The organism is Pseudomonas caspiana (assembly GCF_040224095.2).
In the GTDB taxonomy this organism is placed as follows: Bacteria; Pseudomonadota; Gammaproteobacteria; order Pseudomonadales; family Pseudomonadaceae; genus Aquipseudomonas; species Aquipseudomonas caspiana.
Map to the genome: position 1 here is coordinate 3,535,513 of NZ_CP167995.1, position 24,170 is coordinate 3,559,682.

The 24,170-nt window shown below is 56.9% G+C and carries 22 protein-coding genes and 1 pseudogene; 14 read left to right on the forward strand and 9 right to left on the reverse strand.

Annotated elements, in window-relative coordinates; genetic code table 11:
- The first annotated feature begins 18 nt into the window (after positions 1–18).
- Positions 19–537 carry a nucleoside 2-deoxyribosyltransferase gene (locus ABRP31_RS16150; RefSeq protein ID WP_349969303.1) on the forward strand — a complete coding sequence of 173 codons (519 nt, stop codon included), beginning with the start codon at positions 19–21 and terminating at the stop codon, positions 535–537.
- 92 nt (positions 538–629) lie between these two features.
- Here ABRP31_RS16150 and ABRP31_RS16155 read toward each other — a convergent pair whose 3' ends face one another.
- Positions 630–860 (reverse strand): hypothetical protein, encoded by a 231-nt coding sequence (locus ABRP31_RS16155; protein ID WP_349969304.1) that lies wholly within the window; start codon positions 858–860, stop codon positions 630–632.
- 97 nt (positions 861–957) lie between these two features.
- Entirely contained in the window at positions 958–1,860 is a 903-nt protein-coding gene (locus ABRP31_RS16160) for a LysR family transcriptional regulator (protein WP_349969305.1), read from the reverse strand.
- Positions 1,861–1,978: 118 nt separating this feature from the next.
- Here ABRP31_RS16160 and ABRP31_RS16165 point away from each other — a divergent pair, with 118 nt between their 5' ends.
- Both ABRP31_RS16165 and xth read left to right on the forward strand, forming a co-directional pair.
- Complete coding sequence (locus ABRP31_RS16165; RefSeq protein WP_349969306.1) at positions 1,979–3,067, forward strand: AbrB family transcriptional regulator; 1,089 nt, start codon at positions 1,979–1,981, stop codon at positions 3,065–3,067.
- A 74-nt stretch (positions 3,068–3,141) separates the two neighbouring features.
- On the forward strand, positions 3,142–3,930 hold the full coding sequence (xth, locus tag ABRP31_RS16170; protein ID WP_349969307.1) for an exodeoxyribonuclease III: 789 nt from the start codon (positions 3,142–3,144) through the stop codon (positions 3,928–3,930).
- A gap of 203 nt (positions 3,931–4,133) precedes the next feature.
- Here the strand turns inward: xth and ABRP31_RS16175 are convergent, their stop codons facing one another.
- Positions 4,134–5,378 (reverse strand): AGE family epimerase/isomerase, encoded by a 1,245-nt coding sequence (locus tag ABRP31_RS16175; RefSeq protein ID WP_349969308.1) that lies wholly within the window; start codon positions 5,376–5,378, stop codon positions 4,134–4,136.
- A gap of 72 nt (positions 5,379–5,450) precedes the next feature.
- On the reverse strand, positions 5,451–7,076 hold the full coding sequence (locus tag ABRP31_RS16180; protein WP_349969309.1) for a methyl-accepting chemotaxis protein: 1,626 nt from the start codon (positions 7,074–7,076) through the stop codon (positions 5,451–5,453).
- A gap of 262 nt (positions 7,077–7,338) precedes the next feature.
- On the opposite strand from ABRP31_RS16180, the gene ABRP31_RS16185 reads away from it, so the two are divergent.
- Positions 7,339–7,821, forward strand: coding sequence for a GFA family protein (locus ABRP31_RS16185; RefSeq protein WP_087263847.1), 483 nt, complete (start codon positions 7,339–7,341; stop codon positions 7,819–7,821).
- A gap of 52 nt (positions 7,822–7,873) precedes the next feature.
- Here ABRP31_RS16185 and ABRP31_RS16190 read toward each other — a convergent pair whose 3' ends face one another.
- Positions 7,874–8,251 (reverse strand): VOC family protein, encoded by a 378-nt coding sequence (locus ABRP31_RS16190; protein WP_087263845.1) that lies wholly within the window; start codon positions 8,249–8,251, stop codon positions 7,874–7,876.
- A gap of 471 nt (positions 8,252–8,722) precedes the next feature.
- On the opposite strand from ABRP31_RS16190, the pseudogene ABRP31_RS16195 reads away from it, so the two are divergent.
- Positions 8,723–9,472, forward strand: a pseudogene (locus ABRP31_RS16195) (hypothetical protein).
- A 40-nt stretch (positions 9,473–9,512) separates the two neighbouring features.
- On the opposite strand, the gene ABRP31_RS16200 reads toward ABRP31_RS16195, so the two are convergent.
- A complete protein-coding gene (locus ABRP31_RS16200; RefSeq protein ID WP_349969313.1) occupies positions 9,513–10,178 on the reverse strand; it encodes a hypothetical protein in 666 nt (221 codons plus the stop codon).
- Positions 10,179–10,571: 393 nt separating this feature from the next.
- Here ABRP31_RS16200 and ABRP31_RS16205 point away from each other — a divergent pair, with 393 nt between their 5' ends.
- Positions 10,572–11,702, forward strand: coding sequence for an alpha/beta fold hydrolase (locus ABRP31_RS16205; RefSeq protein WP_349969578.1), 1,131 nt, complete (start codon positions 10,572–10,574; stop codon positions 11,700–11,702).
- A 70-nt stretch (positions 11,703–11,772) separates the two neighbouring features.
- Here ABRP31_RS16205 and ABRP31_RS16210 read toward each other — a convergent pair whose 3' ends face one another.
- Complete coding sequence (locus tag ABRP31_RS16210) at positions 11,773–12,486, reverse strand: FadR/GntR family transcriptional regulator (RefSeq protein WP_087263840.1); 714 nt, start codon at positions 12,484–12,486, stop codon at positions 11,773–11,775.
- 430 nt (positions 12,487–12,916) lie between these two features.
- Between ABRP31_RS16210 and ABRP31_RS16215 the strand changes: the two genes are divergently transcribed.
- From ABRP31_RS16215 to pncA, 5 genes are all read left to right on the forward strand, one after another.
- On the forward strand, positions 12,917–14,266 hold the full coding sequence (locus ABRP31_RS16215; RefSeq protein WP_349969314.1) for an MFS transporter: 1,350 nt from the start codon (positions 12,917–12,919) through the stop codon (positions 14,264–14,266).
- Positions 14,267–14,300: 34 nt separating this feature from the next.
- Positions 14,301–15,641: a glucarate dehydratase gene (gene gudD / locus ABRP31_RS16220; RefSeq protein ID WP_349969315.1), complete on the forward strand. Its 1,341-nt coding sequence runs from the start codon at positions 14,301–14,303 to the stop codon at positions 15,639–15,641.
- A 229-nt stretch (positions 15,642–15,870) separates the two neighbouring features.
- Entirely contained in the window at positions 15,871–16,524 is a 654-nt protein-coding gene (locus tag ABRP31_RS16225) for a DUF1345 domain-containing protein (RefSeq protein WP_349969317.1), read from the forward strand.
- Positions 16,525–16,587: 63 nt separating this feature from the next.
- Positions 16,588–17,544: a D-2-hydroxyacid dehydrogenase family protein gene (locus tag ABRP31_RS16230; RefSeq protein WP_349969318.1), complete on the forward strand. Its 957-nt coding sequence runs from the start codon at positions 16,588–16,590 to the stop codon at positions 17,542–17,544.
- 176 nt (positions 17,545–17,720) lie between these two features.
- Entirely contained in the window at positions 17,721–18,359 is a 639-nt protein-coding gene (gene pncA, locus ABRP31_RS16235; RefSeq protein WP_349969319.1) for a bifunctional nicotinamidase/pyrazinamidase, read from the forward strand.
- An 18-nt stretch (positions 18,360–18,377) separates the two neighbouring features.
- On the opposite strand, the gene ABRP31_RS16240 is transcribed toward pncA, so the two are convergent.
- Positions 18,378–20,147: a S8/S53 family peptidase gene (locus ABRP31_RS16240; protein WP_349969320.1), complete on the reverse strand. Its 1,770-nt coding sequence runs from the start codon at positions 20,145–20,147 to the stop codon at positions 18,378–18,380.
- A 55-nt stretch (positions 20,148–20,202) separates the two neighbouring features.
- A complete protein-coding gene (locus tag ABRP31_RS16245; RefSeq protein ID WP_349969321.1) occupies positions 20,203–20,688 on the reverse strand; it encodes a GNAT family N-acetyltransferase in 486 nt (161 codons plus the stop codon).
- Between the two features lie 140 nt (positions 20,689–20,828).
- Between ABRP31_RS16245 and ABRP31_RS16250 the strand changes: the two genes are divergently transcribed.
- From ABRP31_RS16250 to ABRP31_RS16260, 3 genes are all read left to right on the forward strand, one after another.
- Entirely contained in the window at positions 20,829–21,749 is a 921-nt protein-coding gene (locus ABRP31_RS16250) for a formate/nitrite transporter family protein (RefSeq protein ID WP_349969322.1), read from the forward strand.
- A 258-nt stretch (positions 21,750–22,007) separates the two neighbouring features.
- The gene (locus ABRP31_RS16255; RefSeq protein WP_087263823.1) at positions 22,008–22,691 is read left to right on the forward strand and encodes a response regulator transcription factor; all 684 of its coding nucleotides are present in this window, start codon (positions 22,008–22,010) and stop codon (positions 22,689–22,691) included.
- Entirely contained in the window at positions 22,669–24,060 is a 1,392-nt protein-coding gene (locus ABRP31_RS16260) for a HAMP domain-containing sensor histidine kinase (protein WP_349969324.1), read from the forward strand. The genes ABRP31_RS16255 and ABRP31_RS16260 overlap by 23 nt, the downstream gene beginning before the upstream one ends.
- Positions 24,061–24,170 lie beyond the last annotated feature (110 nt).

A 24,170-nucleotide genomic window follows, 5' to 3' on the forward strand; every position in this document is an offset into this window, starting at 1 on the left:
CCATGCCGGAGATCGATCATGCAGATCAACACAGCACCGCAGGTTTATCTGGCGGGTTTTGATGTATTTCGCGCAGATGCCATAGAGCACGGCCAATACCTCAAGGCCTTGTGCAACGTCCATGGGCTTGAAGGCCTGTATCCGTTCGACAACGAAGTGCCTGGCGGGCTCTCGACTCAGGAAACCGCCCAACTGATCTGCTCGATGAATATCGCCATGATCCAGCGCAGCACGGCAGTGCTGGCCAACCTCAATGTGTTTCGCGGTCTTGAGCCGGATTCCGGTACGGCGTTTGAAGTCGGTATGGCTATCGCGCTGAACAAACCGGTCTGGGTTTATTTCGAACCGGTGGAGTCACTTCGTGATCTGGTGCCCCACGACCTGAATGGTTACGACCAGCAAGGATTTCTGGTGGAGGACTTTGCTCTGCCGAGGAATCTGATGCTGGCCTGCACATGGGCGGGGTCCAGCTCAACAGTGGAACTGGCCGTTGAGGCATTGTCGCTGTACCTGACCCGACAGAAACCAGATGTGTAGGAGCTGCCGAAGGCTGCGAAATCTTTGATCCTGATATATTGCCTTCGCAGCCTTCGGCAGCTCCTACAGCAAACCGAGGTGCGCCGGAATACTCAGTTCACCGATGAAGAACCCACATCGCTGCTGAAAATCGGATCAAGCTTGTCCGAGTCACTGAACTCGTCCAGGCCCAGTACATCAAGATCGAGATAACCTTCCGGATCAGTGTCCTCATCAGCATCGGCGTCATTCAACGGCGACTGATCACCACCAAAATGGTGGTCAATACACGCAAAAAAGTGCAATGGAGCTGCCTGCGCGTCGAGCGGTGAAAGTGTCTGCATCTATCGTTTCTCCTGAACATTTCCCTGTGCCAACGCTGCTATTACGTTTGCATGACCACAGGCTAACCCAGCCCGTAGGAAAATGGAGCTACCGACGTCAGCTCCAGCTCAAAAATTCTCCGCTGCTGTCCCTCAACATCTGCACCATGGCTTGCGCCGCAGGCGACAGGTAGCCGCCTTTACGGACCGTGCAGCCAATCGTGCGCTTCATCGTCGTTTCCTTTACGACCACTTCACGCAAGTGTTGCATGTTGTTGCCGAACTCGAGGGTCTCCCGGGCAGTGAAACTCAACAGGCTGGTGCGTTCGATCAAACCGGGCAACAAAGGAATCGAATTGGCTTCGATCTGAACCACGGGCAATGGGAGCTGCTGGGCACTGAACGCCTGATCCAGCCATTTGCGGGATGAAACACCCGATGGCGGTAGCACCCAGCGATAGGCGCAAAGATCAGCCATGTGGTATCGGCTTTTGAAGATGGGATGATCCTTGCTGGCAATCACCACCGCTTCGTCCTTGAGAATCGGAAAACTCTCGAACTGCTCGTCATCGGTGATCAGCGCACAAATAATCATGTCCAGTTGCCCGGAACGCAGGGATTCACGCAACAGGTCGTCCTGACCGATGACCATCTTCAACGTGACATCAGGCGCACGCTGCAACAGTGCGGACGTCAATTTAGGCAGCAGATATTCAGCCATGGTCGCCGCACATCCAAGACGAATATTGCCCACCGCACCGCTGGCGAAATCCCGTACCTCGCGCTGAGTCTGAGCGATGCTCTGTTGCAGGACCTTACCCCGAGCCTGCAGCAACTCGCCTACCGGGGTCAGCTTGATCCGTCGGCCATCGCGCTGGAATAACCGGGTGCCAAATGACTCCTCCAGCCGCTGGATGCTTTTGGTCAGCGCAGGCTGGCTGCGATTGAGTTTTTGCGCAGCCCGGCCCAAATGGCCCAACTCGGCAATCGTTTCGAAATAGGCAAGATCGCGAAGATCCATAATCCATCAACCAAAGTTATCAATTCATGACTATTAGAAAATAGACTTGATCGATTGAAGTGTCGATACTCTTGCCGTACGAGCGTCCTGTCTCGCTCGCCTCGCGGAGCCCACCCTCTTGTCACGCGCCTCTGGCTTTTCGCTGCACACCTTGCCTAAACCCGCTCAATGGGCAGCCCTGATTCTGGTCGCAGGTGCTGCTGGCCAACTTCTCAAATACTGGCAAATGCCAGCCGCACTGTTCCTGGGCCCTATGCTGGTCGCTATCTGCTTTGGGGTAATGGGCGCGAATATTCGCCTGCACAAAAATCTGTTTCGCCTGAGCCAGGGCACGGTCGGCGTGCTGATCGCCCACTCGATGACCATGGCGGTTTTGGTCACGGCGCTGCATTCCTGGCACGTCATGCTGTTTGCCACGGCACTCACGGTGACGCTCAGCGCTGGAGTCGGTTTGTGCCTGGTGCGTTACGCCGGGATCGCGGGCAGCACCGCCGCCTGGGGCACTTCACCGGGTGCAGCATCGGCCATGGTTGCCATGTCGGAAGATTACGGCGCCGACTCGCGGGTCGTCGCCACCATGCAGTATGTGCGGGTAGTTTGCGTCGTGATGGTTGGTGCAGTGGTCAGTCGTCTGATCGGCGTGGAGGGCGGCGGCACCGAAGCCCATAGCGCAGACGTCGAACTGGAAGGCGCAAATCTGCTGAACTTTGCCTTGAGTCTTGCGGTGATTGGAGTCGGCATCATACTCGCCAGCAAAATCCCTGCGGGTGCCTTGATGGGGCCATTGCTGATCGGCGGCGCTCTACAGCTAAGCGGCCTTATGCAGATTACGCTGCCCTCCTGGATGCTGACGCTGGCCTATGGCGCGATGGGCAGCTACGTGGGTCTGCGCTTCGACCGTCCCACTATCAAATACGTCTGGCGTCGCATGCCGGCGATGATTCTTGGCTCAATGCTGCTGATTGTGCTCTGTGCGCTTTCAGCCTGGTTGATTGCTGTCATGCTGGACAAGGACTATCTCTCGGTCTACCTGGCCACAAGTCCTGGCGGTCTGGACGCCATGGCGATCATCGCCATCGACACCCACTCAGACGTGGGCTTCGTGCTGGCTATGCAGACCTTGCGGCTGATCGGCGTGATCCTTACGGGCGCGTTCTTCGCTCGACAGATCATCCGGCTGACCGATAAGGGCGCGACTTCGCACTGACTGCCGTTACCCATTGAATCTATCGCGCTGCGACCTCTCAAACAGCTAATCACCGCGTCTTTGAGAGGACCACCGTGAGCACAATCAAAATTGCCACGTTTAACATCAATGGCATTCGCAGCCGCCTGCCAATCCTGCTGGACTGGTTGCGCCGCGAAAGTCCGGACGTGGTTTGCCTGCAGGAATTGAAAGCTGCCGACTTGGCCTTCCCCATCGATGAAATACGTGACGCGGGCTACGGCGCCATCTGGCAGGGACAACCTTCGTGGAACGGTGTGGCGATTCTGGCCAAGGGCATGGAGCCGCTGGAAGTTCGTCGCGGCCTGCCAGGCTTTGAACAGGACAGCCAGAGTCGCTACATCGAAGCAGCGGCCCATGGCGTGATCGTCGGCTGTCTGTACTTGCCCAATGGCAATCCTCAGCCGGGGCCGAAGTTCGATTACAAACTGGCCTGGTTCGAAAAACTCATCGAGCACGCTGAGTCACTGTATGCGAGCGGGCATCCGGTGGTATTGGCTGGCGACTACAACGTGGTGCCAACGGACGAGGATATTTACAACACCCGGTCATGGCTCAAGGATGCATTGCTGCAACCTGAGAGTCGCGAGTGCTTTCAGCGCCTGCTGGATCAGGGCTGGACCGATGCCCTGCGCACCTGCTTTCCGGACGAGCCGATTTATACGTTCTGGGATTACTTTCGCAAGCACTGGGAAAACAATTCCGGACTGCGAATCGATCATCTGCTGCTTAACGCAGAAACCAGCGCCCGGCTTGAACGCGCCGGGGTGGATCACTGGCCGCGCAACGAACCACATCCCAGCGACCATGCACCGACGTGGGTGGAATTGGAGATGGGGGATTAGTGTGGGATCGAGAAGGCGGCGAGCGGCACTCCCGAAGGATTCACTGTCGTGGGACCGGCTTTAGCCGGGAATGGTCCGGTACAGTCGCTGCATTTCCGTCCTCAGTCATGAAGCTTTCCCGGCTAAAGCCGGTCCCACGTCGGCTTGCGGCCGAACATAGAGTCCCCCCGGGGAATCATTGCCTTACGTGAGACCGCATTGACTCAACCCATCCCCGCCAACGCACTCGCCAGACTCGGTGCCAGCGGCAATACCGGCAGCAACGTCGCCTGATAGGCGTGATAGAGGTCCGGCTTGCCTCCCCATATATCCGCACTTGGCTGGTTGAGCGGGCTGAGTTCGTGATGCCAGCTGCCCAGTTCGCGATCAATGAACAATGTCTCGTTGAACTCCCAGAAACAGCGATACCAGTCCTCATACTGTTTTTCATCGGTACGCTGCAACAACGCGGCCGCAGCGGCGGCCGCCTCGCAATGGACCCAATGCAAGCGATGACGCACCACCGGCTGCTTCTGCCAGTCCAGGGTGTAGACAATGCCCGGCAGACCGTCGACATTCCAGGCGTCACGACATGCATTGGCGAACAACTGACGTGCGCCCGAGAGCAGCCACGACGGGGTTGGCAACTTCAAGCGCTGACGCGACGCCTCCAGATGCAACAACAGCCGCGCCCATTCGAAGGCATGCCCCGGGGTGGTGCCGTAGGGACGGAATCCATCGGCACGATTGTCGTGGTTGTACTCCGGCAGAGGCTGCCACGAGAGGCTGAAGTGCTCGATCACCTGATGCTCATTGGCAGCCGCGTGACCGTGAATTACCCGCTCGACAATCCGCAAAGCCCGATCCAGCCACTGGGCATCGCCGGTCACATCGGCCAATGCAAGAAAGGCCTCGGTGCTGTGCATGTTGCTGTTGGCACCGCGATAGCTTTCCTCATGCGTCCAGTCGCGAGCGAAGGACTCTCGCATCGCCCCCTCCTCCTCACTCCAGAAACGACGCTGGATCACTTCGATGGCATCCGACAACAAAGCCTGCGCACCGGGCCGCCCGGCAACGACAGCCGAGCTGGCCGCCAACGCGACGAAGGCATGCAAGTAAGCCTGTTTGTCGGTTTTACTCTGGTGAGTGAGGGGCGCACTGAACCAGCCGCCATGCTCTGCATCCCGCAGCGGCCCTGCCAGCGACGCGATACCGTGGTCCACCAATGCGGCGCAGCCGGGTATGCCGCGGATGTGAGCCATGGCGAAACTGTGGGTCATGCGGGCAGTGTTCATGGTTTCGGCTTGAGCGTTTTCGGGCAGGACGCCACGCTCATCAAGATTGCCGAACCCTTGGGGCAGCCGTGAGGCCTTGGCGAAGGTCAGCAGTCGATTACCTTCACGGGCCAGCCACTCATGGTGACCGGGGGCACGAAGCCAACTGCTGAAAAGATTGTTCTTATTGTCCATGAAGCTGTTTCGCCTCTGTCATTGAGCAGAGGCGAATCATGCCCGGCGCTACCCGCCGGCGGCAAGCATGGATCAGACCTTGAAGCGCGACACGACCTGATTCAAATCACCCGCCAGACGCGAGAGCTCATTGCTTGAAGCACTGATCTGGTTGGCGCCTTGGGTCGACTGCATGGACAGGTCACGAATATTGACGATGTTGCGATCCACTTCCCGGGCGACCTGCGCCTGCTCCTCGGCAGCGCTGGCAATCACCAGGTTGCGTTCGGAAATCTGGTTGATGGATGAGGTGATGTCGGTCAGCGACTCACCCGCACCCTGCGCCAGGGTAAGGGTTTCGCTGGCGCGCTCGCTGCTGGTCAGCATGGATTCCAGTGCCTGGGCAGAGCCGCTACGCATGGCACTGACCATTTTGTCGATTTCCAGTGTCGACTGTTGGGTGCGATGTGCCAGCGCGCGAACCTCATCCGCCACGACAGCGAAACCACGACCCGACTCACCGGCCCGTGCAGCTTCAATGGCAGCATTGAGCGCCAGCAGGTTGGTTTGCTCGGCAATAGAGCGGATCACGTCGAGCACCTTGCCAATGTCCTGCGACTGGTCGGCAAGATTCTGCACCAGCGCCGAAGTGGCCTGGACGTTGGTGGTCAATGTCTGGATCGATTGTACGGTTTCGACGACTCGTGCCTGCCCAGCCTGAGCCGAGCGATTGGAATGGTTCGACGCATCAGAAGTGGACACGGCGTTGCGCGCGACTTCTTCCACCGCCGAGGTCATTTCGTTGATGGCCGTAGCGGCCTGATCGATTTCAGCGTTCTGTTGGTGCAGGCCGCGATAGCTGTCTTCAGTCACCGAGTTCAGCTCGGTGGCGGCCGAGGCCAGTTGCGTCGCGGAACTGCCAATGTGTTGCATGGCCGAGCGCAAGTTGACCTGCATCTTGTCCAGTGCAACCAGCAAACGAGTCACTTCGTCGCTGCCATCAACCGTGATGCGTTGAGTCAGATCGCCATTGGCCACGTGTTCAGCAGCCGTTACGGCGACTTCCAGTGGGCGCACGATACTGCGAGTCAGCAGCAAGGCCAGGGCGATGGTGCCCAAGCCAGCAAGCACCACGAAAATGAACACGATGTTGCGCGACTTGTCGTACTGCTCTTCGGCAGCCTTGCCTTCTGCGTCAACGCGCTGGGCATAGAACTCACCCAGATCAGCCAATTGCTTGCCGGAGCCATCAACGATGGTTTTCATGTCCACCAGCAATAACTTGTTCAGGGCCTCACGATCGTTCTGCGCGGCGATCAAGAATGATTTATCGAGCGCTTTCTGATACTCACCCAATGTTGCCCGGAACTGGTCGCTGAGTGCTTTCTCCTCAGGGGTGTCCACGAACGAAGCAAAGAGCTCGAGCTTTTTGTTCAGGTCCTGATTACGGACGTCGAGCTGACTGCGGTAGGTCGCGATGTTTTTAGGATCAGGGTCCAAGGCCATCCGTAGCGAAATAGTACGGATACGCAGCATGTTTTCGCGGATGTCGCCGACCACACGCATGCTGGGCAGCCAGTTCGTTTCAACCGCAACTTCACTCTCACGAATCGCTGACATCTGAACCATGGCGAACCAGCCCAGCAAGGCGACCAGTAGGGATATGAGCGTAAAGCCAAGACCGGCTCGGCGGGCGATAGTCAAATTGCGTAGGTTCATGAGGAAAGCTCTTTTTATTGGCAGGAGGATCAAGCTGAACAGCAAAAAGTTGTAGGACAACATCAACTATCGACTGCCGAACCGGGTTCTTGAGGCTGGTACCCGCTAACTCAGCAAATATTTCCGGTTGCTCACCTTTCAAGCGTGGGTGTCCGACGAACGCTTTGTGCAAAGTGCCCATAACCTTGTCTAGACCTGAGACTCAGCCAAAAAAACGCCCGGCTATTCCAGGCGTTCTGAAGACCTGAAAGGAGAACAAATCATGCATCTGGAAGGTTCCTGCCATTGCGGTGAAGTCGAGTTCAGCCTGAACAGTGCTCATCCCTACCCTTATCAACGCTGCTATTGCTCGATCTGCCGCAAGACCCAAGGCGGAGGTGGTTACTCGATCAACCTGAGCGGTGACGCGCAAAGCCTGAAGGTCAAAGGCCGCGAGAACATTTCGATTTACCACGCAAAAATCCGCGAAGACCACAAGGTCCGTATCAGCAGCGCCGAGCGGCATTTCTGTAAGTTGTGCGGCAGCGGTCTCTGGCTGTTCAGCCCCGAGTGGCCGGAGTTGATTCACCCTTTTGCGTCAGCCATCGATACGCCACTGCCATCGCCGCCGGAGAACACCCACCTGCTGCTGGACTCCAAAGCCTCCTGGGTTGAGGTTCACGTACATGAGGGCGACAAGCAGTTCGAAGGTTACCCGCAGGAGTCGATTGCCGAGTGGCATGAGCGACTGGGATTGGTCCGCTGAGCCGCCCTGACCTGGGCGGACCCGCCGTTTTCGCCACTGCCCCTGAAAATTGTTATATCCGCTCAGAAATCTCGATCAGGTTCAGGTCCGGGTCGCGCACATAAACCGAACGAATCGGGCCGGTCGCCCCTGTGCGCATGACTGGCCCTTCAATGATCGGCCAGTTGGCCTCCTGTAAACGCTGGATCACCTGATCCAGCGGTATCGATGCGATAAAACACAGATCCAGCGCGCCAGGCACCGGCACATGTGCCTTGGGCTCGAACTCCGCGCCACGAATATGCAGATTGATCTTCTGCTCACCGAACTTGAACGCCATGCGTCCCGCGCCAAAGGTTTCCAGTTTCATGCCCAGCACCCGGACGTAGAAGTCCTTGGTGGCTTCGCCATCTACGGCCGTCAAGACCAAGTGGTCAAGGTGATCGATCATTGCAGGTGCTCTTTTCAGGAAAACGTAGACGAATCAAACGCCAGTAGGCGGCCGAAAGTCCAGTGTCATGTTTCTTGCGCGGCGCTACTGTTCGTCACCAGGCAGTTCCCCGTCCTGCCGATTCTGAAATCTGCTTCCGATTAGTTAGCAGGAACTTTCTCCATCAAATAGACTTGTAGGAAACGTCTTGTTTTAAACAACCTGGATTGACTGGTTATTAAAATCTCTATTACGTCGATTTCGTCAGTGGCATACCGCCCTGTATAAATTGACTAGAGAACTTCCATGAATACATTTAAAAAGACACCCATTCAATCGGCGCTCCTTCTGGCAGTAGTGACCGCAGGCTTAACCTGTGGCGCATCTGCCAGCACAGACACCCAACAGACAGCCGCCCTTTCACCCAGCGGTGACGCAGTAAGACCTCAAGCCGCAGCTAGCCTGGAGTTTGCAGAACCAAAGTTCATTGTATTGGAGGACAAGCTTCACTCGATTAACGATTCGCTCACCAGCAGGCACCCGGTTCACTACTACGGATTTGTGGCCAAACGCGGCCAGGATATAATCCTGGGCTTTCATGGCGACAACCCCGTCAAAAATGCCTGAAAAGTCGATTATTACCAAGACGGTGAATGGCATACTGAAAATATGAAAACCAAGGTATTTACCGGTCTAAAAACTGAAGCCGAAGTCATTATCCGAGTAATGCCTCGTCATTCAGAGAAAGGGGCAAACATCGCCTACTCGCTCAATTTCGGGTCTTACCCGGTTCTCAAAAAATATGATTTGCATGACGAACCTGGCGTTATCAGGATCCCGAGTGGTTATACCGAGCCGGGGTGGTTGGCGACTCAGGTTTATAAAGAAGCCCTACTCGAGGTGAAATTCGAAGATACCAAGGGTGCTCCTTTGGAGGGAGGCGTGATACTGTTTGCACTGAAGTACCGTGAAGAAAATACCGCCGTCAAATTGTTATTGACTAGCGACGCCAGCGGTTTCGCTTCCCGAAAAATAGAACTTGGCCGATGCTATGACGGAACGGAAGCCCAAGACTTTGTTGACAAGAATAAGGGATTCAATACTTGGCGTAGCTACTACAAGGTAGCAAATTACGCAATAATGAATCTTGCCTCAAGCCCCCATACCGTGACACCTAATACCTTTTATCTCGGGCACATCTGCACACAACGGCTTGTACAAACGGTACGACCACGCAACTAACCCCGGCGTCAGTCTGGCAACATTGCCAGACTGATTTTTTTCATGCTTCCGAGGAGATGTATGGAAAGTCACGCCGCTCAGCATTTTGCTGAATTTGCGCAAGCCACTCACTTTGCATCTTTTCAACAGGCACACTCAAAATCCTGCCAAAATCGATTACAAATTGAAAACTTTCAATACCCAATTTATGCCGCCCGCCAAAGGTCTCATGATCATGATCAACGAGCGCCATGAAGCCCTTGGCTGCGGATTTTGAATGTAGCTTTAGTCCGTCAGTATTACTCAAAGAATCAATCAGGAAACGCCGTTCACTATCGGTGAGAACTTTGTTGTAGTCGATTATCTTTATGGAGGCGTCCGCATCCAGGGTAAAGCCAAAGCTCTTGCTCGCAATCTCCGGATGGGTGTCTGCGAGTTTTTTCATGAAACTATCGTGCGCGAGCTTCGCCAAACCAAGGTCGAGCATTACCTCCATACTCTTCCACGCCACATACTCTTTTAGATTTGAGGCGAGCTCGTAGCCGGGTTCCGTCAGCCAGGGCTCTTTCTGATACTCATAAAACGGGGGGTCTTTGGCCACGCTGGAAGTAGTTTCAACCGTTTCTTCCAGCATGTTTTTTTCGCTTGTCTTTACTGGCTGCTTATTGAGCACTGATGTGAGCTGCTGCAAACCCACCTGACTGTTTGATATACCGTTAATGTTCAAGACATTGCCCTCCATTTGGCGTCATCTCTCATAACGGCCAGCCCTGAAAAAACTTGGCCTGATAACGCAGTAGGAAGTTTCCGATGAGGGTCCTGTTGTGATGATGTTCTCAACATCAACCGCTATTGCGTATTCAACTGGCAATAAAACGAATATTTTACGAATAGGCGCGCATTTCCTGTAGCAGATGCCGAAGGCTGCGAAAGCGATCTTCCTGACACTGCCGTCGCAGCCTTCGTCGGCTCCTACAGTTCAATGCCTGCCATTAACAGCACTGACGGAAGCTGGCAGCAAACGGGACCCTCATGGCAAAGTGCAGCTCATCTCGTAATCACACGCTGAAGAGAACCCCGGACCTTGGCCAAGCACCGAATCGTATGCCTGTTCCCCGCCCTGTTTGCACTTCAGGCCTGTGCGTCATCGACCAGCAACGATCAGACAACCCAGAGTTTTGATGACTATCGTCAGCAAACGCTGGAATGGATAAAGCAACGCCGAAGCTTCCAGACCACCGATCACGCTGCCGAGCTGCAATGGAATGCGCCGCAGGAGTGGCGCCCGTCGGGTCAGCCCAAAGGCGGTATCTTGCTGGTTCATGGCCTAGGCGATTCGCCGTGGTCGTTCCATGACATCGGGGCAAAGCTTGCAGCTCAGGGCTTTCTGGTGCGGACCGTGCTGCTGCCCGGTCACGGCACGCAGCCATCCGACATGCTCGATGTCACCCTGAAGCAGTGGCAGGACGTGGTTCGCGAGCAAGCCCGGACTCTTGCCCGTGAAGTCCCCAAGGTGTATCTCGGCGGATTTTCCACGGGTGCCAACCTGGTGCTGGATTACGCCTACGATCACGATGAAATCGCCGGTCTTGTGCTGTTCTCTCCTGCCTTTCGCTCCGACAGCCCTTATGCCTGGGCGACGCAGTGGATCGCCTGGGCGCGCCCTTGGCTGGCGAGCCCCAAGGATCCGTTACGGCCCTTGCAAACCCCGGTGCGTTACTTGAACGTGCCCACTAACGGCTTTGCCCAGTTCTATCGCAGCAGCGTGCTGGCGCAAGATCGTCTGGGCGAGCGCCGTTACGACAAGCCGGTGTTCATCGCCATCACCCAACACGACTCGGTGCTGGACACCCACTATGTGCTGGACAATTTCAATCAACACTTCAGCAACCCGGCCAGTCGCCTGATCTGGTACGGCGACAGCCCGGTAGACGCTGCGAACACACCTCGCGTACTGGTTCGCAAGGATTACCTGCCTGATTACCGAATCAGCCAGTTTTCGCACATGGGTCTGCTGTTTTCTCCGGACAACCCACTGTACGGCGTGGACGGCAAGCAGCGTATCTGCTGGAACGGCCAGGAAACCCCGGACATGCAGAAATGTCTGGCCGGTGATCAGGTGTGGTACTCGGACTGGGGCTACCGCGAGCCCGCCAAAGTCCATGCGCGACTGACCTTCAATCCTTATTTCGAGTGGCAGTCGGGGGTGATGCTGCAGGTGCTGGGGGATGCGCAGGCGGATTCTGAATGACTGAGCATTAGCGCCGAACCCTGTCCTCGCCGGAACTGCAGTTCTTTGCCATTTGAGAGGGTCACGGCGTTCAATCCAACGGCGCGAAGCGTTCCCGGCTGTTACTCAAATGCGTCCACATCGCGGCACGTGCGGCGTCCGGATCCTGGCGGCGGATCGCGGCGAGCAGCGCCTCGTGTTCCAGATTGGCCAGATACCCGTGATGAGCGAGGTTGGCGCCTGCCCTTTCACTTGAGGCGATGCGATTGCGAGGAATGATCGCGTTGCCCAGGTGCAGCATGATCTCCGTGTAGTACGAATTACCGGTGGCTTCGGCGATCAGCATGTGAAAGCGCCAGTCGGCCTCCACACAGCTGTCTTCATTGGCCAACAAGTCCTGATAGTCATCCAGCGCCTGACGCATCGCGGCCAGATGTTCGTCAGTGCGGCGCAATGCGGCAAGTGCCACCGCTTGAGTTTCCAGACCGATACGCAACTCGATGATGTCTCGCACGCTGGCGGCGGTTTCGACCTTCAGATGCAGACCCGTCTGGTTGCCCCGCTCCAGCACGAATGTGCCGACGCCATGATGGGTTTCCACCAGACCGGAAGCCTGCAATTTGGAGATGGCCTCACGAACCACTGTGCGGCTGACACCGTGCTCACGAACGATCTGATTTTCCGAAGGCAGCTTCTGTCCCGGCGGAATTTTGCCGAGCAAAATCCGCTGACTCAGCTCGGTCACCAGATCGGTTGCAAGATTGTGAGGTCGGCGCTTGGGTGCCTGACGCGTGGGCTGCTGCATGGAGACTGTCCTGACACCAATTTTGCCGCGATCATAGCACCGGTCATAGAGCACTTGTCATACAAGCATGGCTGGATGAACTCATCCGACTTGTATGACAACACAAGAAATCGCTCTTCACTGACACGGGCTTCAACCCCCCATCACTCAAGGCTTCGCTGAAATACCGAGAAAAATCAGCCAAGCACCCAGGCACAACATGAAGCCTGAAAATAAATCATATTCGATTGATTTTAAAAGAATAAATCACCAAAACCGTCAGTTGTCCAATCCGTCACATCCCAGCTGAACCGCCTACATCACTTGGCAAATAATCCTGCAAAATCTGCAACCCCCCTCTTGCGCGACGAACATCTACTTGTATGATGTCCATCAACAAGCCCGCAGCTTGTCCTGACCCGCATAAAAATAACGAGTGGGAGATTCATCCTTGAACGCATCCAATACCCGGACGGGTGATGGGGCAGATTCGACTTTGGCTTCAGCTGTATCCAAGGTCAAACGCCACATCCTGCCACTGTTCGTCATCATGTTTATCGTCAACTACATTGACCGCGTGAACATCGGCTTTGTGCGCTCGCACATGGAACACGATCTGGGCATCGGCGCAGCCGCCTATGGCTTTGGTGCCGGCCTGTTCTTCATCGGTTACGCACTGTTCGAAGTCCCTTCCAACATGCTTTTGCAAAAGGTCGGTGCCCGCATCTGGCTGACACGGATCATGTTCACCTGGGGCATCGTCGCCACCTGCATGGCCTTCATCCAGAACGAAACCCACTTCTATATCCTGCGCTTCTTGCTGGGTGTAGCCGAAGCGGGTTTCTTCCCGGGCGTGATCTACTACTTCACCCGCTGGTTGCCGGGTGTCGAGCGCGGCAAAGCCATCGCGATTTTCCTCAGCGGCTCGGCCATTGCCTCGCTGATTTCTGGTCCGCTCTCTGGCCTGCTCCTGCAGATCAGCGGGTTCGGCATGAAAGGCTGGCAGTGGATGTATTTCATTGAGGGCATGTTCTCGGTGTGTCTGTGTGCCTTCGTCTGGTTCTGGCTCGACTCAAAACCCCATGACGCCAAATGGCTGACCCGCGAAGAGCAGGACGCACTGGTCAACGCGATTGATGAAGAGCAGCGCGCTCGTGAAGCCGCCAGTCCGATCAAAGCCTCCATCGGCAAGCTGCTCAAGGATCGTCAGATCATCCTGTTCTGCCTGATCTACTTCTTCATCCAGCTGACAATTTATGCCGCCACCTTCTGGCTGCCGAGCATCATCAAGAAGATGGGCGACCTCAGTGACATTCAGGTCGGACTGTTCAACTCCATCCCGTGGTTGTTATCGATTGTTGGCATGTACGCCTTCGCCGCCATGTCTGCCAAGTGGAAGCGTCAGCAAGCCTGGGTTGCCGCAGCGTTGCTGATCGCTGCTGCCGGGATGTTCATGTCCACCACCGGTAGTCCAATCTTTGCCTTCGTTGCGATCTGCTTTGCTGCGCTAGGCTTCAAATCTGCATCGTCGCTGTTCTGGCCCATCCCTCAGGCGTATCTGGATGCCCGGATCGCCGCAGCGGTGATCGCCCTGATCAACTCGGTAGGCAACCTCGGCGGTTTCGTCGCGCCCACCACGTTTGGTCTACTGGAACAACACACTGGCTCGATTCAGGGCGGCCTGTACGGCCTGACTGCGACCTCAATCATTTCCGCCATTATCGTTTTCGCTGCACGCAATACTCCGAAGCCCGGCAAGATCCCGGCAGAGCCAACGGCTCCGACTGCCGCCCACTCTTGACCGCTCGCTACGATTATTAAAAGGATCTATAACAATGAGTCAGAACCTGAGCAAAGCACCTGTTATCACCAGCATGCAGGTCGTCCCGGTCGCCGGTCACGATGACATGCTGCTAAACCTCAGCGGCGCCCATGGCCCCTACTTCACTCGCAACATCGTCATTCTGCAGGACAACGCCGGACACACCGGCGTGGGTGAAGTACCGGGCGGCGAACGCATTCGTCAGACGCTGGAAGATGCGCGGCAACTGGTGGTGGGCAGCTCGATTGGCACCTATCAAAAGATTTTGAACGACGTTCGTAAAACCTTTGCCGAACGTGACTCCGCCGGGCGCGGTTTGCAGACCTTTGACCTGCGCATCACCATTCACGCCGTGACGGCTCTGGAAGCGGCGCTGCTGGACCTGCTGGGTCAACACCTGGACGTGCCGGTTGCTGCACTGCTTGGCGAAGGCCAACAACGCGACGAAGTGAAAATGCTCGGCTACCTGTTCTACGTCGGTGATCAGGGCAAAACCAATCTGGATTACCGCAAAGAACCGGATGCCGATAACGACTGGTTCCGCGTTCGCCATGAAGAAGCTCTGACGCCGGAGGCGGTTGTTCGTCTGGCTGAGGCGGCTCAAGCGCGCTACGGTTTCCAGGATTTCAAACTGAAAGGCGGCGTGCTCAGCGGCGATGCGGAAATAGAGGCTGTTACCGCCCTCGCCGAACGCTTCCCGGATGCTCGGATCACACTCGACCCGAATGGCGCCTGGTCACTGAAAGAAGCCATTCGTCTGTGCCGCGATCAGCATCATGTGCTGGCCTACGCCGAAGACCCCTGTGGCGCGGAGAACGGTTTTTCCGGTCGCGAAGTCATGGCCGAATTCCGCCGTGCAACCGGCCTGAAAACAGCCACCAACATGATCGCCACCGACTGGCGTGAAATGGGCCATGCGATTCAGTTGCAGTCGGTAGACATTCCACTCGCCGACCCACACTTCTGGACCATGCAGGGTTCGGTACGGGTAGCGCAAATGTGCAACGAATGGGGCCTGACCTGGGGTTCGCACTCCAACAACCACTTCGATATTTCTTTGGCGATGTTCACCCACGTGGCCGCCGCTGCACCGGGCGATATCACGGCCATCGACACTCACTGGATCTGGCAGGACGGCCAGCGCCTGACCCGCCAACCGCTGCAGATCGTCGGTGGCACCGTGCAAGTCCCGAAAAAACCTGGACTGGGCGTCGAGCTGGACATGGATCAAGTGCACAAGGCACACGAGCTTTACAAAGGTATGGGCCTGGGTGCCCGCGACGATGGCGTCGCCATGCAGTTCCTGGTGCCGGACTGGAAGTTCAATAACAAGCAGCCGTGTCTGGTGCGTTGATTTCCAGCACCCCATGAATGAACGCCGTTCCGGTAGGAGCCAACTTGTTGGCGAGTCGTCGCTGCTATGTAAGCAGGCCTGGCGTCTCGCGAACAAGTTCGCCCCTACCGAAGAACGTAAACCCTTGCCTAGCTGGCATACGACGCGTAACCCCCTTGCGCGTCGTTTTTTATTGCGCCACAAAAGCCCGTGCTAATGTTCGTGAATCATCCGTCATGAAGTCCGGCCCATGTCACATATCGCTCACACCCACCCACGTTTGAGCATCGCCACCGCGCTGGGTCTCGCCAGTGGGCTTGCCGCAGCAATCATCGCTCCGCAGATATCCATCACCAGCAAGTGCCTGATTGCCTGGAACGTTGCCGTCTGGGTGTATCTGGTATTGATCCTGATCCGCACGTTTCGCACCAACGCGGCCGATGCGGAACGCATCTCCATGGTCGAGGACGAAAACGCCGGGCTGGTGCTGGTCACCGTGTGTATCGCCGCACTTGCCAGTCTTGCGGCAATTACCCTGGAACTGGCTGGCAGCAAGGAAATGACTACTAATGACCGGGCGCTGCACTATGCCTTCACTGCACTCACCGTGGTCGGCTCGTGGCTGGTCACCGGGGTGATTTTCAGCCTGCATTACGCCCGCCTCTTCTATACATGGAAGGGCAAAGAACCCGCTCTGCGCTTCGCCGACGGCGAGAAACATCCGGATTACTGGGACTTCCTGTATTTCTCCTTCACCCTCAGCGTTGCCGTGCAGACCTCGGATGTTGGCGTCGCGACGCCGGGACTGCGCAAGATTGTCCTGGCCCAGAGCCTGATCGGCTTTATCTTCAACACGGCGATCCTCGGATTTTCGATCAATCTGGCTGCCGGGCTGTTTGGCTAAGCGACTGTCTGGCGCTAATGTGACGGCACAACCTCAAAAAACGTGGCAAAAGGCGAATCCGAGATGACGCAGACGAAAATTGCAGTGCTGGATGACTGGCAATCCGTGGCCAGTAATGTCGTGGACTGGTCAGTATTGGACAGCATCGGTGAGGTCAGTTTTCTTCACGACTACCCCGCCGAAACAGGCACCATGGCGGCGCGCCTGCAAGCCTTCGATGTGATTTGCGTGATGCGCGAGCGGACGACTTTCGACGAAGCCTTGCTCAGCCAATTGCCCAATCTCAAGCTGCTGGTGACTGGCGGCATGCGCAACGCGGCCATCGACGTCAAAGCTGCCGGGCGCTTGGGCATTCAGGTGTGCGGCACTGAAAGCTACAAACACGCGGCGCCGGAATTGACCTGGGCGCTGATCATGGGCGTGACCCGCAATCTGGTGGACGAAGCCAATTCATTACGCAGCGGTCAATGGCAAATCGGCATCGGCAGCGACCTGCATGGCAAGACACTGGGCATTCTCGGGCTCGGCAGCATCGGCAAATGGATCGCCCGCTACGGCCTGGCGTTTGGCATGAAAGTCATCGCCTGGAGTGAAAATCTCACGCCTGAAGCCGCTGCAGAATCGGGCGTGACGTATGTCAGCAAGCAGGAGTTGTTCGAGCAGGCGGATATTCTGTCGATCCATCTGGTGCTCAGTGACCGCAGCCGTGGGCTGGTAGATGCTCAGGCGCTGGCCTGGATGAAGCCGACGTCTTACCTGATCAACACCTCACGCGGGCCAATCGTCGATGAAGCCGCGCTGATTGAAACCCTACAGCAGCGGCGCATCGCCGGTGCGGCGCTGGATGTGTTTGCCGTTGAGCCACTGCCTGTCGAGCATCCGTTTCGCACACTGGATAACCTGCTCGCAACGCCTCACGTGGGTTACGTAACGGAGAACAACTACCGGATGTTCTTCAGTCAGATGATTGAAGATATTCAGGCGTGGGATGCTGGAGCGCCGATTCGGGTGTTTGGTTGAGTCATCCCTGACACCCGCTGTCGTGCGGCTGACAGAAAACCTATATTTTCTGGCTCGACCAAAGTCCTGTAGCAGCCGCCGAAGGCTGCGAAGCGTTCATTCTGATACAGCGCCATCGCAGCCTTCGGCAGCTCCTACAGGGAAGGCGTTCCATTTCAGAATTCAGGAGTTACACCATGAACCCAAACGCATTCGGTCTCGACAGCGTTTTGCTGGTCATCGACATGCAATACGATTTCATGCCCGGAGGCGCGCTGGCAGTGGCCGAGGGCGATGCGTTGGTGCCGCTGATCAACCGGCTTGGCCAGCAGTTTCAGGGCGTGGTCATTACACAGGACTGGCATCCGGCTGGGCATATTTCCTTTGCCTCCAGCCACTCAGGTCGTGTGCCATTCGAAATCACCACCCTGCCCTATGGCACGCAAACCCTTTGGCCGGACCACTGCATTCAAGGCAGCCGTGGCGCACAACTGCATGCGGATCTGGACCTGCCCCACGCGCAGCTGATCTTGCGCAAAGGCTGTAACTCGCACATCGACAGCTATTCCGCGTTCCTCGAAGCTGACCGCCAGACACCCACAGGCCTGGCCAGCTACCTGAAGGAGCGCGGCGTTCAGAACGTGTTTGTGGTCGGTCTGGCGCTGGACTTCTGTGTCGCATGGTCAGCACTGGATGCAAGAGCCGCCGGGTTCACCACCCTGGTCATCGCCGATGCGTGTCGGGCCATCGACATGAACGGCTCGCTGGACAAGGCCTGGCAAGACATGACGGCGGCAGGCGTGACACGCATCGAAAGCAGTGAACTGCTCAAATAACCGTTCAAAGATAGCCGATCAGCGCTCTCGTTTGAGGCTCTGTACCGACAGATCCAGCGCCTTCTGCATGTCCAGACGTGCCGAGCGGCCGATGTTCTTGTCGTTCATCTGATAATTGCGTTCAGACGGCAGAATCGGCGCTGTCAGGTCATCGGCGTCCATGGCTTCGAAATCGAAGTTGCCACCGATAGGCATGGCACTGCGGCGCAACAGCATGCGCAGTTGCTCCGGGGTCAGCTGCGGGTTGATCGACAGCATGGCCGCGACAATCCCGGTAACCATCGGCGTGGCGTAAGACGTACCGCAATGCACCGCGCCTTGCTCACCCGCTGTAAGGGTCGATGCCCGTGTGCAGGCTGCGGCCATGATGTCGACACGACTATCAACGTTGGATGACTCGCGCTTCTCGACGTAAGCCGGATCATCAATGGGCAGATCGTCATCCTTGCTGCGCTGATGACCGCCCACCACCAGCAACTGATCCGTAATGAACGAAGACGGCAAGCGGTACTCATCCGTCCCGGAGAACGACGAGCCGTTGCCCGCCGAGTTGATCACCACTACGTCGGGGTGTTTACGCCGCAACCAGAGAAAAAACTCTTCCAGCAATTCCTCGTAGCCCGACATGGCGATGCCAGATCTAAGTAACGAATCCACCTCATCGCCCTGCACGTTTTTCGCGCCGACCCGATGCAATCCCCAGCTCCAGTTGAGCACCCGCGCGCCGTCTTCCACCAGATTGACCGAGGCCGCGACATTCGCCGTGATGCCCGCATCCGAGTTGCGCTCGACAATCACCTCGAAGCCATCGCTCACGCCGTCAAGCGCCCGAAGGAAGCCGGTGTTGCCGCCTTTCGCCGTATCCGCCGCCAGAATCCCGGCCACAGTGGAGCCATGCCCGTCGGGCTTCTTCGCGTCACGGGCGTACAGGCAGGTGCGCGGCTTGCCTGATTTGCAGTCGCCCAGGTAATCGGAGAAATCAGGGGCATCAAAATCCACTTCGCGCTCGATGATCCCGATGCGAATCGGCACCGGCTTGATCGGCGACGTGACCGCGGGAATCCTGCGCTGGTAGTAATTGACCGCGTCCATGAAACGGTTGGCCGCCCACTGATCCTGAGTCGGCTTGGCTTGCTTGCCATCGCTGGGGGCTGCTTCGCCTTCGGGGGATTCGGCGGCTGACTCCTCGACCACGACCGCGTCGACACTGACCTCACTGCCCATACGCAGCACCATGGCGTCGCGCTGCACCAGATCAGTCACCGGCAGGCGCAATTGATAAGTGTTGAGCGGCGCGATGGAACCGACGACCGTGGCGCCGTACTTTTTCGCAATGCGCTCCGCCTCTTCTGCACCCTGGAATTTTTCTTCGATGATCACGCTGACCAGATCGACGTAACTGGTCAGACCATCCATGTTCTTGGCGACTTGTTGTGGCGTGGCTGCCAATACATGACTGCCCGCCATGCTCAGCCACACAGCATTGCTGCTCTGCCCGGCCTGCTCCAGCCATAACGGTCCGCTGCGCCAGTTGGCGGAGCTCAGGCGCAATTTGAGTCGCTCACCGTCACGCTCAAGCAACTGAACCGGTACTGCCTTGCCGTCCAGTTTGAGCTGTACATCTCCGGCTTCAAGGCCGCGCACGCCGATGCAGAAGGTTTGCTGTTCACGACCCAACAGATCGCCACAGCGCTGCAGCCGTTCGATACGAAGAGCCTCATTGGCCTGAACGGTTGAAACACCCGCCAGAGCGGCCATTAACACGGGGAACAACGTACGGCTGAGCATTGAACATTCCTGAGGACGTGACGTTAGCAGTCTGACTGCCGCGCCACGTCAGGGTTCAGGCGTCACCCAGCGCGAAGCGTTTGAGATTTTCCCCTTCCATTCGATAGCGCACCCACTCCTCCTGCGGCTCGGCACCGATGGACTTATAGAAGTCGATAGCAGGCTGATTCCAGTCCAGCACGCTCCATTCGAAACGACCGCAGCCTGTGTCGTGGGCAATTTTAGCCAGGTGGCGCAACAGGTGTTTACCTGCACCGATACCGCGATGTTCGAGTGAAACGAACAAGTCTTCCAGGTACAGGCCTTTGCGACCCAGCCAGGTGGAATAACTCAAGAAGTACACGGCAAAACCGATCGGTTGATCATCCAGCAGGCAGATCAATGCCTTTGCCGGAGACGCTTCGTCAAACAGGCTACGCTCGATATCAGAGACGTCTGCCAGTACTTCATGCTCGGCCTTTTCATAGATAGCCAGCTCGGTAATGAAGCCCAGAATGACCTTGGCATCAGCTCTGGTAGCTTCACGAATCTGCAACGTCACGAATCTCTCCTTTTAATGATGGCTTTTTATGATTGAACCGGGTGTTCACCAGCGAACGACCGGCGGTGGATTGTGTCTCAACCATCAGCCCGGCGCAGCATTAAAACATCTACGCCTTCACTCGCATTTAAGGATGTTGTATGGAAGACAAAACAGAAGGCAGAACCCCCGGGTTATCCGCAGAAGAAGAACGCGAAGTCGACGAGAACCAGCCTCCCCGTGCGGCGGTGCTGCACGAGACCATCCGCATTCAGGGCGATCATGAACTGGAGCGCAGCGTTGCAGCGCTCTGGTGGTCGGCGTTGGCCGCAGGTTTGACCATGGGCTTGTCGCTGATGGCCATGGGATTGTTCAAGTCCCGCCTGCCGGACGTCGAGTCCAGCCATGTCATCGCCAGTCTCGGTTACTCGGCTGGTTTTCTCGCGGTCATCCTGGCTCGACAGCAATTGTTCACCGAAAATACGTTGACTGCGGTGCTGCCGATCATGAGCAAGCCGACCTTGAGTAACGTAGGTCGGTTATTGCGTTTATGGGGCGTGGTGCTGTTCGGCAACCTGTGCGGCACGCTGCTGGTGGCTTATGTGATGTTGAATTTGCCTATTTTCGATAGCCAGACTGACAAGGCGTTTCTGGAAATCGGCCGCAAGGTGATGGAAAACGACGTCATTCACATGTTTTCCAAAGGCATCGTGTCCGGATGGATGATCGCCACCATGGTCTGGATGATTGCTTCCATGGAAGCCGCGAAGATCTGGATCATCGTGCTGATCACTTACCTGATGGCCCTCGGCGATTTCACCCATATCGTGGTCGGTTCGGCCGAGGCCTCGTATCTGGTGTTTGCCGGCGAGTTGTCCTGGAGTGACTTCTGGCTGGTATTCGCCGCACCGACACTGGGCGGCAACATCATTGGTGGCAGCTTCATCTTCGCCATTCTCAGCCATGCGCAGATCCGCAGCGAGAAAGACACAACGGCCAAGCTGGAGCGGGACCGCTTGAAACGAATTGAAGAAAAGAAGCGACTGAAAGAAGAAGAGCAGGCTGCTGCTACCTCCAAGTAATCTGAACAGGAATGCTGCCCCTGTAATGGAATGCTATCTCCTGTGGGAGCGGTGCTTGCCCGCGATACATGAGACGCGATTAAGAGACATACCGCGTTATCGTTTATCGCGGGCAAGCACCGCTCCCACACAAGCCTTGCTCCAACTGGAGATCACATTCAAGTTGAAAACCTGCACCAGATGAAATTTCTTTCAGAAACTGTTCAGGTCACATCAGCGAGAATAGGTTTTTGGCTGTAATCCCTTCAGGCAGGCAAGATGACCCGAATTTTGACCATCGAAGACGATGCAGTGACCGCCCAGGAAATCGTCGCGGAATTGAGCAACCATGGCCTGGAGGTGGACTGGGTCGATAACGGCCGTGAAGGCCTTGCCCGTGCGGTAAGCGGTGACTACGACCTGATCACCCTGGACCGCATGCTGCCCGAGGTGGACGGCCTGGCCATCGTCACCACTCTGCGGGCTCAGGGTATTTTCACGCCAATCCTGATGATCAGCGCCTTGTCCGATGTCGACGAACGCGTACGTGGTCTGCGTGCCGGTGGCGATGACTATCTGGCCAAGCCCTTTGCCTCCGACGAGATGGCGGCCCGCGTTGAAGTCCTGTTACGCCGCCGCAACCCGGTGGCCGCTGCGGAAACCATTCTGCGGGTCGCCGATCTGGAGCTGAACCTGATCAAGCGCGAAGCCAGCCGCGGTCAACAGCCACTGAGTCTGCTGCCCACCGAATACAAACTGCTGGAATTCCTGATGCGCAACAGCGGGCAGATCATCACCCGCATGATGATTTTCGAGGAAGTCTGGGGTTATCACTTCGATCCCGGCACCAACCTGATCGACGTACACATTGGTCGTTTGCGGAAAAAAATCGATCCACCCGGCATGACCCCATTGATTCGAACCGTGCGAGGCTCGGGTTATGTCATTGCTGAACCCGTCTAAAGGCTGGCGTTCCTCCACCAGTCGCTTGCTGGCGCTGTACAGTTTTCTGTTCGTGGCCTGGAGCTGCACCCTGATCGGCGTGGTGTACTGGGAAGTCAGCAGCTACCTGGAAAACCTCGCCCGCCACTCCCTTATGCAACGCCAGCAACTGTTTGCCCGCTTTGAAGGTGAGCAGTTGATCGAGGCGCTGACCTCCAGCATGACCTTCGACATGCGCGCCGTGGATGCCTACGGCCTGTTCGACGCGGAACTGCGCCCGCTCAATGGTCCGATAAAAACGGTTCCGGCCAGTCTGCCGCTGGACGGCAAGATTCATCAGCTGAGCAACTGCGTCGACTCCGAAGATCCGCACATGCCGCAGGACACTTGTGATGCGGTGGCCAGTCAGACTCGCGACGGGCACTGGCTGGTGCTGGTGCGCGACAACGGTTCGCTGTTCGCTGTGACCACCCTGATCTTGCGCGCCCTGCTCTGGGGACTGTCACTGACGATTATTCCCGGCATCGCTGGCTGGCATTTGCTAAGCCGCCGACCGCTGCAACGCATTCGCGATATTCAGGCCAGTGCAGAGACAATCGTCGCTGGCGATCTGGGTCGCCGTCTTCCGGTGTCGGCGCGCCGTGATGAACTGGACATGCTGGCGGTCATCGTCAACGCCATGCTCGATCGCATCGAGAAACTGATGAACGAGGTCAAAGGGGTCTGCGACAGCATCGCCCATGATCTGCGCACACCGCTGACCCGCTTGCGGGCGCAGTTGTATCGCATCCAGCAACAATCACCGGAAGACTCGTTGGTTGCGACACAAATGGGTCAAGTGATTGCCGAGGCAGATACGCTAATGGCGCGCTTTCGCGGCTTGCTGCGCATCTCGGAAATAGAGGACCACCAGCGCCGCTCGGCGTTTGTCGAAGTCGATCCTGGCGAGTTGCTGCAAGAGGTCCACGATTTTTACCTGCCGCTGGCCGAGGAAGGTGGCGTCAGCCTGTACCTGCGTGTGGAAGATCCACTGCCCCCACTTCTGGGTGATCGCGCCCTGCTCTTCGAAGCGTTGGCCAATCTGCTCAGCAACTCGATCAAATTCACCCCGCCCAATGGCAGTGTGATCCTCAGCGCAAGGGCGGATGGCGACAGCACCTGTCTTGAAGTTCAGGATTCCGGGCCCGGCATCCCGGAAGCCGAACGGCAGGCAGTGTTCCAGCGGTTTTATCGCAGCGAGGGCAGCACCCAGAAACACGGCTTTGGCCTCGGACTGTCAATCGTTGCGGCGATCGTCAACCTGCATGGTTTCACCCTGCACATCGGGACCAGCCCGCTGGGTGGTGCGAGGTTGACTCTGGAGTGTCGGCAGACTGTAGCGTTGGTGTGATCGCACGCAATAACAACAGTTAAGTTAGAACTGTAGGAGTGAGCTTGCTCGCGATAACGGTAGACCTGTTGAGAATTAGCGTCTGACCTGACGCCATCGCGAGCAAGCTC